At 45.9% G+C, this 15,406-nt stretch carries 14 protein-coding genes; 8 read left to right on the top strand and 6 right to left on the bottom strand.

Annotated elements, in window-relative coordinates:
* The first annotated feature begins 2 nt into the window (after positions 1-2).
* The gene (locus SCB77_RS21915; protein WP_320184142.1) at positions 3-410 is read left to right on the top strand and encodes a GNAT family N-acetyltransferase; all 408 of its coding nucleotides are present in this window, start codon (positions 3-5) and stop codon (positions 408-410) included.
* Between the two features lie 77 nt (positions 411-487).
* Here SCB77_RS21915 and SCB77_RS21910 read toward each other — a convergent pair whose 3' ends face one another.
* From SCB77_RS21910 to SCB77_RS21885, 6 genes are all read right to left on the bottom strand, one after another.
* Entirely contained in the window at positions 488-832 is a 345-nt protein-coding gene (locus tag SCB77_RS21910; protein ID WP_320184141.1) for a hypothetical protein, read from the bottom strand.
* 121 nt (positions 833-953) lie between these two features.
* The gene (locus SCB77_RS21905) at positions 954-1,406 is read right to left on the bottom strand and encodes a hypothetical protein (RefSeq protein ID WP_320184140.1); all 453 of its coding nucleotides are present in this window, start codon (positions 1,404-1,406) and stop codon (positions 954-956) included.
* 130 nt (positions 1,407-1,536) lie between these two features.
* Positions 1,537-1,881, bottom strand: coding sequence for a hypothetical protein (locus SCB77_RS21900; RefSeq protein WP_320184139.1), 345 nt, complete (start codon positions 1,879-1,881; stop codon positions 1,537-1,539).
* 3 nt (positions 1,882-1,884) lie between these two features.
* Positions 1,885-2,172 carry a hypothetical protein gene (locus tag SCB77_RS21895; protein WP_320184138.1) on the bottom strand — a complete coding sequence of 96 codons (288 nt, stop codon included), beginning with the start codon at positions 2,170-2,172 and terminating at the stop codon, positions 1,885-1,887.
* A 786-nt stretch (positions 2,173-2,958) separates the two neighbouring features.
* Positions 2,959-3,372 carry a hypothetical protein gene (locus SCB77_RS21890; RefSeq protein WP_320184137.1) on the bottom strand — a complete coding sequence of 138 codons (414 nt, stop codon included), beginning with the start codon at positions 3,370-3,372 and terminating at the stop codon, positions 2,959-2,961.
* A gap of 89 nt (positions 3,373-3,461) precedes the next feature.
* A complete protein-coding gene (locus SCB77_RS21885; protein ID WP_320184136.1) occupies positions 3,462-8,471 on the bottom strand; it encodes a DUF4132 domain-containing protein in 5,010 nt (1,669 codons plus the stop codon).
* 405 nt (positions 8,472-8,876) lie between these two features.
* Here SCB77_RS21885 and SCB77_RS21880 point away from each other — a divergent pair, with 405 nt between their 5' ends.
* The 7 genes from SCB77_RS21880 to SCB77_RS21850 all read left to right on the top strand — a co-directional run bounded on the left by SCB77_RS21880 (position 8,877) and on the right by SCB77_RS21850 (position 15,406).
* Entirely contained in the window at positions 8,877-9,158 is a 282-nt protein-coding gene (locus tag SCB77_RS21880; protein ID WP_320184135.1) for a hypothetical protein, read from the top strand.
* The gene (locus tag SCB77_RS21875) at positions 9,148-9,762 is read left to right on the top strand and encodes an HD domain-containing protein (RefSeq protein ID WP_320184134.1); all 615 of its coding nucleotides are present in this window, start codon (positions 9,148-9,150) and stop codon (positions 9,760-9,762) included. Before SCB77_RS21880 ends, SCB77_RS21875 begins: the two co-directional genes overlap by 11 nt.
* A 119-nt stretch (positions 9,763-9,881) precedes the next feature.
* A complete protein-coding gene (locus SCB77_RS21870; RefSeq protein WP_320184133.1) occupies positions 9,882-11,003 on the top strand; it encodes a sensor histidine kinase in 1,122 nt (373 codons plus the stop codon).
* The gene (locus SCB77_RS21865) at positions 11,000-11,764 is read left to right on the top strand and encodes a LytR/AlgR family response regulator transcription factor (protein WP_320184132.1); all 765 of its coding nucleotides are present in this window, start codon (positions 11,000-11,002) and stop codon (positions 11,762-11,764) included. The genes SCB77_RS21870 and SCB77_RS21865 overlap by 4 nt, the downstream gene beginning before the upstream one ends.
* A 354-nt stretch (positions 11,765-12,118) precedes the next feature.
* Positions 12,119-13,471 (top strand): TolC family protein, encoded by a 1,353-nt coding sequence (locus SCB77_RS21860; RefSeq protein ID WP_320184131.1) that lies wholly within the window; start codon positions 12,119-12,121, stop codon positions 13,469-13,471.
* A complete protein-coding gene (locus SCB77_RS21855) occupies positions 13,468-14,664 on the top strand; it encodes an efflux RND transporter periplasmic adaptor subunit (RefSeq protein ID WP_320184130.1) in 1,197 nt (398 codons plus the stop codon). The genes SCB77_RS21860 and SCB77_RS21855 overlap by 4 nt, the downstream gene beginning before the upstream one ends.
* The gene (locus SCB77_RS21850; protein WP_320184129.1) at positions 14,657-15,406 is read left to right on the top strand and encodes an ABC transporter ATP-binding protein; all 750 of its coding nucleotides are present in this window, start codon (positions 14,657-14,659) and stop codon (positions 15,404-15,406) included. Before SCB77_RS21855 ends, SCB77_RS21850 begins: the two co-directional genes overlap by 8 nt.

The following is a 15,406-nucleotide window of genomic DNA, read 5'->3' as shown; positions in this document are numbered from 1 at the left end:
AGATGCCAATAACGATCTCAGCAGCAAAAACAATCACTCTTGATCAAGTTTTACCATTATACAAAGCGAATTTCTGGAGTGCTGCGGAAAAACCAGACGAGTTGCTAGCTGCATTGAGAAATTCACACGCGCTGATTACAGCCTGGGATAACACTAGACTGGTGGGCTTAGGGAATGCTATATCCGATGGTCACTTGGTAGTTTATTATCCTCATCTATTAGTGCTTCCGCATTACCATGGGCAAGGCATTGGCAGGAAGATCATGGATCGATTACAACAATTATATCAGGATTTTCATATGCAAATGTTAACAGCAGACGCTGACGCCATCGAATTTTATCAGAAAATGGGTTTCGAAAAGGCTGGGCAAACACAGCCTATGTGGATTTATGCAGGTGGCGAACACTAATTCTTTAAGTAGGCAAAAAGGTATACAATGACGGCTCAAAATAACCAAATGAATACCCTTACGATTTATTGACCCTACTACTTAATTACGGGCTCAGCTGTAGGCGCTTTAATCCGCCCGCGTAGGGCAAACCTCGATCCACTGGGGCGAGCCGTAGTAACACGACCGTCTTTGATGCCAAAAGTAACCTCTCCAAATTCTACATCCCCATCCTGTGAGCGCTTAAATTCATAGGTCACAATCTTTCTTCCATCCGTAAGCTCTTGGCTTCGGGCCGGTGCTCCATACACGAGATAAACTTGGTCTTCCTCCTCGCCCGGCCATAACTGCATGGTGTGCGACCAGCTTTTCGGATAGGTAAACAACACACATGAAGATAACATGAGTATGGAGAGGCTAAATATAAAGAGCAGTTTTTTCATAGTATAAAGATACATATATCAATTGTGACATAGGACAATTACTGTTCACAAAAGGCTTTTGCAGCTAAGACATGTTACATGACCTCATTATTTAAATTCTCGATTTCTCTACGGCTAAAAATTAGTTGCTTTTATCGACAATACTGACAAAATACCATTTGCAATCCATAAGCGCAAAATGGTATATAATCTCAAACGCGATTTCCGGATCTGCATAGTGAACATGGGCGTTGTTTCTATCGATCAGTTCAACTTCTCGCTCTAAGGAGTGTGAAGATATGAAATCCATCGATGACCATTCGCTACCTTGAATAAATACTGTATCATAAACATTGGATTCTGACTCGCTCGATCGTATCGATTTTAAAGGAAAACGTGTTCTAGATCGTTGAAATAATGAGTCTTCGCTAATTGATAGCAAAAACTTATGAAAATCTTCGGGTAGCGATACTTCTATGGAATCCTCCTCCGAGAAAACCGTTGACAGCATAGCCGAAACATTTTCTTTTGAGGGTTGCTTGGTAGAGCAGGCAAACATAGATAGGGTAAGTAAATACAACGCGAGAACTTTCATATAGAAAACTGTTAACCAAATATAGATAAATCGATGCCTATTTCGTGGGAAATCTGTTCAATCCTAAATATTAACATTCACCTTCCTAAATTCCCGTTTCAAGGGCATTAAGCCAAGCAAACTCCGCACATCAGCCCAAGCGTCCAGCAAGAAAAGTCAAACGAATAAAGACAAGCTCTGTATCTCGCCGCAGTTGAATAGCCGCTTGCAGATCTTTGATTTCGGTCCCGTCGATAAAGACGACAAACAAACCATCTTGGTGTGCTGATAGTGCTGCCTCTACTGCTTTTTCCACGACAGCCGGCTGCAGATTGTCTAGATCGCCTAGCGATATCTTACCAAATTCCGCCTGCTCTTGAATCTGTTGAGGGCTTAAAAAAGCCATCAACTGCACTTCCTCGCGACGTTGATTGTATGTGGTAACCTCTGCAACAACACAGGCCTTTATTAGTTCGGACAGGGTTCTGGGAATCAAGTCTTAGCACTTTCGCCGGCCAAGGCTGCACGCATCTGCATACGGTGAAAGCCTGTAGATAGCATCCTGTAGTGCTTGGCCGGTCTTTCCCTTGACAACCAACGCGCGCTTGTCGCGGAAACTGGCTTCGGCGAAAGCATTCCGGTAGTTCTCCAATAAGCTTTCAAAGCTGGCCAAATCGGGTACTGGATCTGTAAAAAGATCCGCATTCTGTCTCATCTTTAGTAAGATGCTCTCTGCATAGCGCAACAGTCCGGTTGCGTCTGTGCTTTTAAAAATTGGTCGTGCCATTTTTTTAAAGTTTTAAGTAAACAAATAATTACTCTACAAAGATGAGATCATAAATGCTTAAAAAACAGGATATATGAGCCAAAAAACGGCTCACTCAAAAAAAGTGATTGGCTCATTTATCCTACTTTTCAAGGAATTTTCCTCCTATTTTCTACCTTAAAACTGCCTTTAAATGCCCTCTAAGGGATATTTACTCGCGCCTCAAAAAACTAAAAATAGCGTTTTAAATATGCTAGCACTTTTGTCAGAAATGCTAGCATTTTTGTAAAAAGTTCTAGCACTTTTGTTAAAAGTGCTAGCATTCTTGTTAAAAGTTCTAGCATGTACAACAGAAATGCTAGCATGTGAAACCTAACATCTAGCATCTTTGGAAAAAGTGCTAGCTCTTTTATAAGAAGTTCTAGCATGTACAATAGAAATGCTAGCATGTGAAACCAAACATCTAGCATCTCTGGAAAAAGTGCTAGCTGTTCAACTCGAAGTGCTAGCATTTCTAACTAACATGCTAGCACATCATGTCCACATCCTTACACTTCTCATCCAAATGCTAGCGTTTCTACCTTCTTTGCTAGCTTATCTTGGGCTACAGATAGCATTAAAATCAGAAAGGCTGGAACTTAAGTCTCCTATTGCAGGCGCTGGATACGCTTTTTCGTAGCTAGACGAGCGACCTATTTCCCATACGCTACCTCCTTTTTGCTTTCATCTCTTTGCGTTCTTGACGCGGCGTGCGGTGGAAGCGTTTCTTGTAATGTATATTCAATTAAGCCAAGCAAACTCCGCACATCAGCCCAAGCGTCCAGCAAGAAAAGTCAAACGAATAAAGACAAGCTCAGTATCTTGCCGCAGTTGAATAGCCGCTTGCAGATCTTTGACCTCGATCCCGTCGATAAAGACGACAAACAAACCATCTTGGTGTGCCAATAGTGCTGCCTCTAGTGCTTTCTCCACGACAGCCGACTGCAGATTCTCTAAATCGCCTAGCGATATCTTACCAAATTCCGCCTGCTCTTGAATCTGTTGAGGGCTTAAAAAAGCCATCAACTGCACTTCCTCGCGTCGTTGATTGTATTTCGTAACCTCTGCAACAACACAGGCCTTTATTAGTTCAGACAGGGTTTCGGGAATCAGATCCAACTGATAGGGCACTGTAGTCACCCGCTTGTTTCCCAATCGCTTTAGCTGTAAAACCAGTTCCATAGGATGTATGTTTCTGAAAATAGTACAATTAGGGTAAATTGCCTCCGGTGTAGTTTTTCACTTATAAGCAAGCAATTTACCCCTACATATTAGCCGTTAATCTGTGCTAAGATTGTCGGATCCTTAATCTTATTATCTTGGGCCAAATAGCGCATTTTGCTAATGATCTCTGCCGATTTCGGATCGTCATCGACAAACGGGAGGAAAATTCGCCCGCGGTGTTGGCTATGCACAGGGATGATGGCCAGTTGTCGACCGCCTTTACTTACCATTCCACTGCCCAAATGTATGCTGTAGTCTGCAAGTGTCCCATGTATCAGGATATGTCGTTCTTTAACCTCCACATTATCCAATCCAAATAGCTTAGCACTTTCGCCGGCCAAGGCTGCACGCATCTGCATGCTGCTGTGGCTCGCCTCAGGATCAACCTCACCAACATGAGCCACACTGACCACAAGATCCATATCGCGCATCACCTCCGAAAAAACGACCGGATCGATGTCGGTAATCGGCAAAAGTGCTCGGTCTCGTAACGCATAGAAGCAGACCAGCTCTAAAGTTGGCGCCTCTACATCCGAAGGCGTATACCAATCGGCCATCGCAAACATCGTCACCAGATAGCCCTCCTTATGGAATACCTTCTGCAAACCCTCTTCATAACTTACCGTCCAGCCCCTTCCCCGTAATAAGGCGATGGTCTTTTGCGGTTGTATCTGCTGTCCTTGGTAGCGGGCAGATCGTGTAAGCTGTTCCAATTCATCGGCCGTCGGTACATATAGCTCCCGGAATACTTGTTTGAAGGGCTGTTGTATGGCATGTGTAAAAAGATAGTGCTGATACAAATCCCACTGCACCGAGTTGTAGAGATGAACAGGGTGAGCGATCAGTATACGGTCAGTTTCCTTCACCGGTACAACGTTCCCACTACTATCGAGCAAACCTTCTTCCGACCAGAATCCAGCCTGTTGGTTATCCGGTATATACAGCACCAGCTTACTGAGCATGGCTTTCACAATCGGGTGTTCCATAATCTGTCGCAACTCCGACATGCTGTAACTATCGCGTCTTAACATCGAATTTTCGAGCGCCAGCTTTGTCCTAGAAAATTGTTTTGTTAAGTAAGCTTTTCCCTCTTTTAGCGATTCAATAGCCTTATTCTTCTTGTACTTATCGGGCACGCTCTTCAGCATTTTTCCGTTTCGGTTCACCAACAACTCTGCTTTCCCCTCCTCGTCTACCACCAGCTGCACTTCTACATCATCGATCGTCACCATTGATTCCTTCAATATCTGCTGTGTAGCCTTTCCTTCCATGGCCCACACAAAGCGTACGCTATCTTCAAAACCTGCATTCCGGGCCAAATTGTCCATCCCGATCGCTACAGCATTTTTCTCACTTTCTTGGCGCTGTGCACCAAACTGCTTACTCTCTTTAAGAAAATTTTGCAAGATGTTGTATCGCTTCAACAAGTCTGCCTCGGCGTTGGCTTTCGAGATCGGGATAAGGCCCAATGCCATGACATAGTCTTTGTCGCGCTTTTCGGTGATCTTCTTTATGGTTTCTGTAATCTTGGTTTCGCCCAATAATACCGACGAATAAATTTTCACCCTACGGTAGCCCATTCCATCCGACAGGTACTTTGCCGACTCGTGGACGACCTTCCAATTGGTCTTTCCCAAGTTACTATACACCCGCTGGAACCAGTCTATGTCGATTGCTCCTTTTTGGAAGTCATTTTTTGGCACTGCTGAATACCGGGATAATATCGTTTCCTTTTCAGCATCCATATAATCTGTTGTGTGGGCTAAAAACCACCATACCGCTTCTGCTAAGCTCGGGATACGAAGGTAATCTCCCAGCCAATCGGCCCACTGCGTCGCATAACAAGAAACCTCTATGATCCGCTTTTTATCGATACCTGTTTCTTTCAACGCTGCAACAAATTCCGCGTACCCCTCATCATCGTTCGGACTGCTCTGTTTCAAAATACGGCTGAAGGTATATTTTTTGCTTAGGTCATTGCCATAGCTATAGCCTCGATCGAAGTTTTCCTTACCCATACGTTGCAGCACTTCAAAGAAATAGCTCAACCCTTCCACCTTTTGAATCTTCCCAATATAAGGCGAGGCCTCCGTAGGAACATCGCCACGCTCCAATTCCACCACAAGCATATTCTTCTTCAACGGTCCGTTGATCTCGGGAATAGTATAAGACTTCAATCGCTGCGTATGATAATTTTGTCCACCATCGAGGATAAAGAACAAGTCTTTACCAATTAATGAAAGGAACAACAAGTCATCATCATTTATCTGCTGATCTCTGTAGAGTTCAAACAAAAGTTCGAAAGGCGGAAAATCCACCTGCACAGGTTTCTCCGGATTCAATGCAACGGTTAAGTGAGGGATTACCTGTTGTATAGTGGATACAGATTGTCCTTTTGCGAGCTGCTGCCCAAGAAGGAATAAGCGCAATTGGTAAAGGCGTAGTAAATCTTCGCGCGAAAAAAACGGGTAGTCGGCTACGCTTATCGTGTAAAGCATATTGCCGATTAAGTCGGTCCAATAGACGTCGTTCTGATAATAATATTGAATGTTCTTAAAATTCCGACTTTTCAGCTCTTCCGGAAAATGAGTTATGCTATCTTCCAACAGGTCCAATTTATACGCGGCCAATACCGACCTGTCCCCGTAGGATTCCAGTAGCGCATCGAGTATATCAACAACCTTGTGCGAATCACTGTTATAGTAATACTGTCCTTGCCCAAAATTAACCACTGTAAATTCCGGAATATAAAGGGCTTTAAAGGATTTCAGTTCAGGGTGGAGGTCGCGATCGTTGAAATGGGTATAGATATAAGACATTGCGGCCTGTATTTCGAAGTCATTTAGTTCCGATTGCTTATACCAATCTTTCCATACGGTTGCTAATGGCAAGTTGTCCAATCGTTCCATTGCAGTGGCTTCCACGTCCAAACGTTTGATTTCCCTTAAGGCGATTTCCAGCAAGGTGGTTTCCAAAGCTCCTTGGTAACCCTCGTAGCTATACTCGTGCTTCCTGTGCTGGTCAAACAGCGCATAGAGCGCATTGATAGCCTTGCTTGTTTTCTTTACATCGATCAGGTCTTCAAATAGAAATTGCTTCTTACTGAAAGAGAATAACTTTTTCTTAGGTCGTTTAAAACGGCTCTCGGGCAGCCGCATCGCTGTCAAGTTTGTATAATCAATTGCGCCAAATCCATTTTGGAGACTATATACGGGGGCAGCAGATTCTTTATTCAACCGCTCTAAGAATACAGATTCGTTTTTACCAACTTTGCGCGTGTTGTAGATCTCTGCCTGTTGTTTTACATATGCAGTCCAGTCGGGTTTGTCTCCAAGCAACACTAGCATTTCTAGTCCGGCCAAACGTTGGTCCACATTTGAAGAGTTCAATAGTCGCGATAACGATGCCATCAGCACCTCGTCGCGCTGGTTTAGCAGCAGCTGTATACTTGCTTTTCTTTGCTCCTTTCCTTTTCTAGCCAAGAGGGCTTCCAGTAGCACGATATCTTCCTCATAGAGATCTATGGCTCGCATGAGATTCAGTCCCGTAGCCGATACGGAAGTATTACGATCGGAAATGGCCTGTCTCACCACCTTGCGCTGCCAAGCATCGGCAGCAAATGACAGCTCTTTTTCCGCTGGCGCACCGCCGTAGCGGTAAGACCAGCTGTAGGAGATATGATTTGGAAAAAGTTTACGCATCAAGCTTTCACGCGCATTGGAAGGGATAGCAGCTAAGTCATTGGCCAAAATCACAAATTGGTGGGGCTGCGCATACTTAATGATCGCGTCATAAAAGTATTCGGGCTTGATCGTATAATGTTTCCAGGAAAACCCTCGCTCGGAAAATGTCTTTCCTTCATTGGGCAGTGAAGCTGCAGACCGAACAAGCCGCTCGAAAAGACTGTCAGAAAGCTCGTGCGCAGGGAAATTAACCAGCATCCAATAATCCATTTCGATATCCTCTCCAAAATGCTGTTCTGCATATGGGATCAGATTTGAGTGGGTGCGTTCGGTCTGCTGAACGAAGAATAAGGATACCAACTTTAGTATTACGGGTTTTTGATCATCAAACAGCACGGAGAATGCCGCCCTGTTGGCGACATCAACATCCTCGATCGCTTTTGCCCATAATGCCACATACAGCGCTAAGTTGTCTTTACTGAATACTGCTTGCTCTCCTGCTGTAGGATCCTCCAAAAAAGTCTGCGCTAGCTCTAGCGTCCGCTTGATGGTGTTTGCCTTTGGCGCTTCCCATCCAAAGCCAAACCAAGTATCCACAGCACGTACTACCGAAGAAAAGCGCATCAAGTTATGATCCAGTATCACTTTTATAAATCGCTTCAGCGCCTTCACCGAGGTAAAGTCCAAGGTTTCTAGGATTGTCTGTCGCAACCCTTCCTGTTGCTGCGCAGCCAACAATAATTTTTCGACCAACAAATGATAGCTATCTTCTTCCGTTAACAACAGTCCTCTAATAAGCTCGCTGGACACACCACCGATGTCGTGTTCGCCGAGAAATATCTCCTCCAAAAGCGGGTAATACTTTTCCTTATCCGCCGTTAACACGACCGCATAAAACAGACCTATCATGGGCACCTTTTGATACACATCATACTGGAGCTGATCAATTATAGCCATCGAGTTGAAACCCGATGCACCAGCATAGTAAATATATTTTAAGGTTGTTAATTGGATCTGTACATAGTACAATTTTGGGTCTAACCGAAATGGACGTCTAGTGTACTCATTTTGGAAGGGCAACTTCTTCATGCTATCCCATACCGTTGACACCATAGGCCCCATAACAGCGCCAAAGAGTAAGTCGGCTAGGCGCAATCCTTCTTTACTATCCCAGGGATTGGCCGTACTATCTATCCCAAAGCCTTCTTGGTAAGCCTGTAGATTAGCCTGATCAGAATACCCACTTTCTAAATGTCCCGTGATGATTAGGCCTAATAGCTCGTATGGCCTAGAAAAACTAGTAAGTTCCTCTTTCGAGATCGAAATTTTCTTATGTTGTTGTATAAACGCATTCGCTTTTTCGGAAGAAATCATATCAAAAATCTTAAAACCGCCTTATTAAAATCATCTGTAACGGTTTTCCAAAATAGGAAATTATTATTAATCAAAGAAAGATTTACTATGAAGTTATCGCTCTCCGATCGCAATCGAAAAGCTCATCTATGCAAGCCCTTATGCGCGTTCTTATTGTTGTATTTCCAAGGACTGTCACTTTTACAAAACGTTTCATATGCGTAAAATCAGGCGCTAAAAGGCAAATGCTCATTTGATCCCTCCCCGTTCAACCCTAAATATTAACGGTTCACCTTCCAATATTGCCGTTTCAAGGGCATTCAGACGAGCATTGCAGGTGGCAATGGATAAATTTGTCGGTAGAAGTGCCTATTACAGCCTATGGATAGCGCGGCATGTAGATACATTATTATGCTAGTACAGATCATGATTTTTAAACTGGAGCGGGCGATCAATAATTTCCCGCTTGTCATAAACGAATTGATTGGGCAGCAATTGCTGGATCTGCAGCTTGTGGCGATACAACAGCGCGGACTGGACACCACCATCAGCATGCAGATGAACTTTTCGGATCTACACATCTTCCTGCATCTATGCTTGCAGCAGGGCCTGCGTCTCGAATTTGTTGACCGGCACTTCGCCCGAATAAGTTTAGCGATAAACAAACCCAACGTAATACCAACGCATAGCAATAACAATGAACTATAAAAAGATACTGAAGGAAGCACACAGCTATCTTGAACAATACGCAGCACTATACGGCCAACATCCGTACTCCTTTCACAATATGCGCCACATCGCAGATGTTTCGAAAGCTATAGACGAGATAAGCGACTACTATAAGCTTGACGCCGAACACTATTTTATTGTGAAAGCAGCAGCCTTATTTCACGATTTGGGCTACATCAGCCACGGTCCCGAAGGCCACGAGGCAACGGGCGCCCAGCTGGCCAAAGCCTTTCTTGACAGCAAATCGGTGACCACGGCCACCACGCAAAGCGTGATCAACTGCATTATGGCTACTCGCGACAAGCAGCATCCCACCACCTTCTTGGAGTCGATCCTCTGCGATGCCGATTTGATGCACTTGGGAGACAAAGAATTTTCCAAGTTAAACTTCTGCATGTTTCAAGAAATTGTAGACCTGCGCAAGGTTGACTTTGATAAAAACATATGGATAGCCCTATCGATCAAATTTTTGGAAAATCATCAGTTCCATACCAGCTATGTGCAGGAACGGTACAACAGCGGGAAGGAGAAAAATCTCCGATTAATGAAAGAGAAGCTTAGCCGCTTTACGATGGATGTGTAGCGGGTAATAGACATCGATTCTAAAAGCCTAACCGTCATCGCAGCAGTGGGCAATGATGTAAAATATGCGCATGGCTATAGCAAAAATGGTTAACTTGCCTAGCAGCATGATCTTGGACAATGAACATGGAGGAAGAGCAGCCAATGAAAAAACAGGAACATACCCCTTCGCGCAATAAGATTGCCAAACTGGCCATGGTACTGTATACCCTGATCGGGTTGTACGTGCTGTCGTTCTTTATTTACCCGACATCCTATTGGGATCTGCTCTTGAACATGTCCGTTCCCGAGCTGCTTTTTGATCTTTTCACCACCCTTATTATCTGTGTGGTGATTGTGGAATTCAACTTCCTTATTGATAAACGGCTAGACAAGTGGATACCATGGACGAAGCATGCACTCAATCGCCTGTTTTTCCAAACTATTATTCAAATCGCGGGTACCTTTATCGTGGTGCTGATCGTGGCTTCCATATTTGCTATCTACCTTTCTTTAATAGACAAACTAAGCAATACTGCGGGACTGACCTTAACACAAGCTTGGCAGTACGTCATTGCCATTTTGATACTTACCCTAATTATCAATATTGCCAACTCCGTATATTATTTGGCTGCCAACTGGAAATCAGAACTACTCAATGCCACGGCATACAAGGTCAAAGCGGCAGAAAGCAAGCAGCTGGCCGCCGAAACCGAACTGCAATCGCTACGCCTACAACTTGATCCGCATTTCGTGTTCAATAATTTAACGGTGCTGTCCGAGCTGATCTTGAAAGACCCTCAACTCGGCTTTGCATATACCGAGAATTTTGCAAAGGTATACCGTTACCTGCTCGTCAATGCAAAAAAAGACAGCATCACGCTGCGCGAGGAACTCAAATTTCTGGATCTCTACCTATTACTACTGCAGAGCCGAATCGGCAATGGGGCGATCTTTGACATCGATGTGGATGAAGCATTACTGAATCGGCACTTACCTCCCGTGACGCTACAACTGTTAGTAGAAAATGCACTAAAATACAATAGCATCGATGAAGATCGGCCGCTCCACATCCGTATCTATAGCAATGATATGGAAGAGCTCGTGGTCTACAACGAGCTATTGCCTTTGCTTAACAAACATCATTCCTCCGGCATTGGACTAAAAAATATCGTGAGCCGCTATTCGCTGCTCACCGACAGAAAGCCGCGCATCAGCCAAGACGATGTTTCATTTACCGTATCCATACCCTTATTTGCATGACACAGCCCGCCAACATACTGATCATTGAAGATGAGAAAGCCAACAGCGACCGCCTGCAGCGCCTGCTCGCCAAGATACGCCCGAACTACAGGCTACTTGAAGTATTGCCCAGCATCAAGAAAAGCGTTGCTTGGTTTGAGCTCAATGCAGCGCCAGACTTGGTCTTTATGGATATCAGGCTGAGCGACGGCATTAGCTTTGAAATCTTCAACCGCACCGATCTGCCCTGCCCCGTCATCTTTACCACGGCATACGATGAATACGCCGTGCAGGCCTTTAAATACAATAGTATAGACTATCTGCTTAAACCCATAGAACAGGTCGAGCTGGAGCTTGCATTGGCCAAGTATGAGCGATCGGCCGTGCCCACCTTACAGCAGGAGCCCCTGCTCAAGACGCTGATAGATTATATGGATCAAAAGGTCTATCGCAAAAGGTTCCTGATCCCGTTTCGCGACGAATTCCGCCGTATTGCAACCGATGATATTGCTTATTTCGTCTCGCAAGACGGCGTTTCCTCTGCCTGTCTGTTCAATGGCGAAACCTACATCATCACACAGCCCCTAGACAGTTTAGAGCAGCAACTCGATCCCGCACAGTTTTTCCGCGCCAACAGGCAGTATATCGTTAGTATGAACGCCGTAGACAAGGTGCACAACTACTTTAATGCCAAGCTGAAGCTGGAAATCCGCCACTGCCCGGAAGGCGTGATTGTGAGTCGCGTAAAGGCGCCCCTGTTGCGCGAATGGCTTGATTACTAAGTCGGTCATTCGCCGAACACGCTCTTGACGGCAGCCCGTGTAACCTTTCAGCACTAACGCCAATCCATCCTACAAACCCAAATTCCTTTTCCTTTAACGATTGGCTCTATGCTTTTTGAAAATTGCATATCAGGATAACCGTAGACTCGATTTTCAACCAGCAAAGCGCTATTTAACTAGGCTTTTCACCAGCTCTTATTGTAGGTTCATTCCCGTTTTTTGACCGTCCACCGATTTCAAACTGCATAGCGCCGAGCAATACCGTTGTTTTGCGGCACAGACGGCGATCTATTTGCTTTATCATGCAGCTAGATCTACCGATAAGACCCGCACATGTCAAGGAACAAAACAACGATGAAAATAATTTTTTCTATACTGATCGCATTGTTGCTCGTGCAATGGAGCATTGCGCAGCAACCTACACACCCAACCACTAGCTCATCCGTCCAAGCTTGGAGCTTGGAAGACTGCATACACTATGCGCTAATAAACAATGTGCAGCTCAACCAGAGCAAGCTCGACCTTTCCACCGCAGAGAATAATCTCCAACAGGCGAAGAACAACAGGCTGCCGACACTAGCGGCCAATGTGCTGCAACAGCACGCTACAGGCAGAACGATAGACCCCATAACCAGCGATTTTATTAACGCACGGTTACGCTCCACCAGCTTAGCCGCCTCGGCCAACATCACGCTATGGAATGGCGGATTCCTAAAAACGGATATACAAAAGAACAAGCTAATGGTAACGCAAAACCAGTTCTTCGTTGATCGTGCTAAAAATGACATCGTGCTCACAACAATCCAAGCCTATATGACGGCACTAACACTATATGAAAGTATAGGCATTGCAGAAAAGACGATCGCCAATGCCTTGGAACAATATCGGGCAGCGAAAGGACGACATGCCGTGGGCACGCTGTCCAGCATTGACCTATCTACCTACAAGGCACAGCTTTCCACTGATACGCTGACCTTAATCAACGCCGAAAACGAGTACCGCTCGCAGGTGCTGGAATTGAAGCAGCTACTCGAAATACCGCCGAGCGATAGCTTCGACATCCAAAAAATAGCCCTGCAGGAGCAGGCTTATCCCATACCAACCACAGCCGAGCTCTACAACGAAATAAAAGAACATATGCCTGAAACCAAGCTTTCCCACGTGGACTTACACCTCAAAGAAACAGAACTCAAGCTTGCCAAAAGTGGCTATTACCCCAAGCTGAGCTTGCGCGGCGGCATGATGAGCGGATACACCAACACACAATTTTTTGGCTTCGCCCGACAGCTTCAAAACAACTTTTCGCCCAATGTGGCTCTCGATCTCAGCATACCGATATTCGCCCAATTTACCAACCGTACGAACGTCAAAAATGCGAAGTTAGCCATACAGCGTGCAGCGCTGGAAAGCAAGAAGCAGGATCGCGAACTGTACGGCACCTTGGAAAAGCTCCTGCAACAGTCTCGCTCGGCAACGGCACAGCTGCGTGCTGCGCGTGATGCCGAGCAGGCTGCCAGCCTATCCTACCAACTGGCCAATCGAAAAAACAGCCTGGGCGCCCTGAGTTTAGCCGAATTGATCGTCATCAAGAACGAGTACCTCAACGCTGCCGACAAATATCTGCAGGCCAAACTCACCTTCGCCCTTTATCAAAAACTGATTGCATTCTATCAAGCACAAACAACAACAGATCAAAACCAACGATGAAAACATCTAAAATCATAGCACTGCTGGCAGTAGCTCTCGTGGTCGGCTTAATCGCTTATAACCTTGTGGGAACCACGGCAAACAACACCCAAGCGGACTTTACTCGCGCGAGCGAAGGAACGCTGCAACTGCAGGTTACGGCCACCGGCGTACTTCAACCCATCGAACTGGTGGAAGTAGGCACCCAAGTGTCGGGCATTGTAAACAAGGTGCACGTGGACTACAATAGCGCCGTGAGCAAGGGGCAGCTGCTGGCCGAACTAGACAGGAAAAACCTCGAGCAGAAACTCTCCCTCGCCCAGTCGCAGTACAACGATGCCCAAACGGCACTCTACTATCAAAAAGCCATTTATGCGCGCAACAAAACACTCTTTGACGATGGGCTGATCAGTCTAGCCGAATTCCAGGAGGTAGAATTTTCTTATAAGAATGCCGTATCTACCGTGGCGCAGCGTCTGGCCGATGTACATACGGAAAAGACGAACCTGAGCTTTGCCAATGTCTATTCGCCGATAGACGGCGTGGTACTATCGCGCGAGATCAGCGAAGGGCAAACAGTGGCTGCAACCTTCAACACACCGGTGCTCTTTACTATTGCCCGCGACCTGAAACGTATGCAGGTGGAAGCCAATGTCGATGAGGCTGATATTGGCGCGGTGCAGGTTGGGCAAGCGATCTCCTTTACCGTGGACGCCCATCCTGATGAGGTATTTGCAGGGCGCGTGGCGCAGGTGCGCCTCAATGCCGCTATCAACTCCAATGTGGTCACCTATACCTGTATACTTGAAGCCGACAATAGCAGTGGCCTGCTGATGCCCGGTATGACGGCAACAATCTCCATCTTGACCAAAGAACAAGCAGGCATCTTGCTGGTGGAGAACAAAGCCTTCAGCTTTGTGCCCGATCTGCCTATGCTCAACCGCTATATAAAAGAAAAATATGGTAAAACGGCGGATATCGAAAAATTGCCGACGGTAGCGAAAAAAGACGAGCGCATAGTGTGGGTGCAAGAACAGGGAACGATAATGCCTAAAACCGTGCAGATAGGCATCAGTGATGGCATACGCACCGAAATACGGGCTGGCCTAAAGGCGGGAACAGCTATTATGACAGCGTTGGTAGACAGCAAAAAATCGACCGAGCAAAGATCGACGAACACGGCATCCAAAGACAAGCAAGCAGCAAATGAATAATCGTATAATAAAAATCGATGGCATCCGCCGGGATTTTGTGATGGGCAACCAAGTAAATCCTATCTTAAAAGGTATAGACCTAGAGATTGAACGCGGAGAGTTTGTAACCATCATGGGGCCCAGCGGATCGGGCAAATCAACCCTACTGAACATCTTGGGCTGTCTAGATACCGCTACTGCGGGCAGCTACGAACTGGAGGGCTCAGCCGTAGATAAGCTCTCTCGCAACCAGCTGGCGCGCGTGCGAAATAGCAAGCTGGGCTTTATCTTTCAATCATACAACTTGCTTTCCAAAACAAGCTGTATGGACAATGTCATGCTGCCGCTGCTCTATGATTCGAGTATAAGCAGCCGGGAACGTAAAGAGCGAGCCATAAGGCTGCTGCATCGGGTAGGCTTGGGCGAGCGGCTCCAACATACACCCAGCCAGTTATCTGGCGGGCAGCAGCAGCGCGTGGCCATTGCCCGCTCGCTGGTCAACAACCCCATTATGCTGTTTGCCGATGAAGCAACCGGCAACCTAGACACACGCACTTCCTACGAGATTATGGCGCTCTTTCAGGAGCTCAATGCCAACGGCATCACCATCACTTTCGTCACGCACGAACAGGATATTGCCGATTTCAGCAGCCGTACCATACGCCTGCGCGATGGACTGATCGAGGCCGACGAACGTAACACTAATCCCAAAAGTGCAGCCGACATGCTGCATGCACTCAACCTCCACACCCCTAAAACATAA

It is taken from the genome of Sphingobacterium bambusae, assembly GCF_033955345.1.
Classification (GTDB): Bacteria; Bacteroidota; Bacteroidia; order Sphingobacteriales; family Sphingobacteriaceae; genus Sphingobacterium; species Sphingobacterium bambusae.
The sequence above is the reverse complement of the archived record's forward strand: the minus strand, read 5'-3'. Positions and strand labels throughout refer to the sequence as shown.

What these genes read in the sequence shown, in the direction of transcription:
- SCB77_RS21915 (WP_320184142.1), top strand. Translation starts at nt 3, where the DNA reads ATGCCAATAACGATCTCAGCAGCAAAAACAATCACTCTTGATCAAGTT.
- SCB77_RS21910 (WP_320184141.1), bottom strand. Translation starts at nt 832, where the DNA reads ATGAAAAAACTGCTCTTTATATTTAGCCTCTCCATACTCATGTTATCT.
- SCB77_RS21905 (WP_320184140.1), bottom strand. Translation starts at nt 1,406, where the DNA reads ATGAAAGTTCTCGCGTTGTATTTACTTACCCTATCTATGTTTGCCTGC.
- SCB77_RS21895 (WP_320184138.1), bottom strand. Translation starts at nt 2,172, where the DNA reads ATGGCACGACCAATTTTTAAAAGCACAGACGCAACCGGACTGTTGCGC.
- SCB77_RS21890 (WP_320184137.1), bottom strand. Translation starts at nt 3,372, where the DNA reads ATGGAACTGGTTTTACAGCTAAAGCGATTGGGAAACAAGCGGGTGACT.
- SCB77_RS21885 (WP_320184136.1), bottom strand. Translation starts at nt 8,471, where the DNA reads ATGATTTCTTCCGAAAAAGCGAATGCGTTTATACAACAACATAAGAAA.
- SCB77_RS21880 (WP_320184135.1), top strand. Translation starts at nt 8,877, where the DNA reads ATGATTTTTAAACTGGAGCGGGCGATCAATAATTTCCCGCTTGTCATA.
- SCB77_RS21875 (WP_320184134.1), top strand. Translation starts at nt 9,148, where the DNA reads ATGAACTATAAAAAGATACTGAAGGAAGCACACAGCTATCTTGAACAA.
- SCB77_RS21870 (WP_320184133.1), top strand. Translation starts at nt 9,882, where the DNA reads ATGAACATGGAGGAAGAGCAGCCAATGAAAAAACAGGAACATACCCCT.
- SCB77_RS21865 (WP_320184132.1), top strand. Translation starts at nt 11,000, where the DNA reads ATGACACAGCCCGCCAACATACTGATCATTGAAGATGAGAAAGCCAAC.
- SCB77_RS21860 (WP_320184131.1), top strand. Translation starts at nt 12,119, where the DNA reads ATGAAAATAATTTTTTCTATACTGATCGCATTGTTGCTCGTGCAATGG.
- SCB77_RS21855 (WP_320184130.1), top strand. Translation starts at nt 13,468, where the DNA reads ATGAAAACATCTAAAATCATAGCACTGCTGGCAGTAGCTCTCGTGGTC.
- SCB77_RS21850 (WP_320184129.1), top strand. Translation starts at nt 14,657, where the DNA reads ATGAATAATCGTATAATAAAAATCGATGGCATCCGCCGGGATTTTGTG.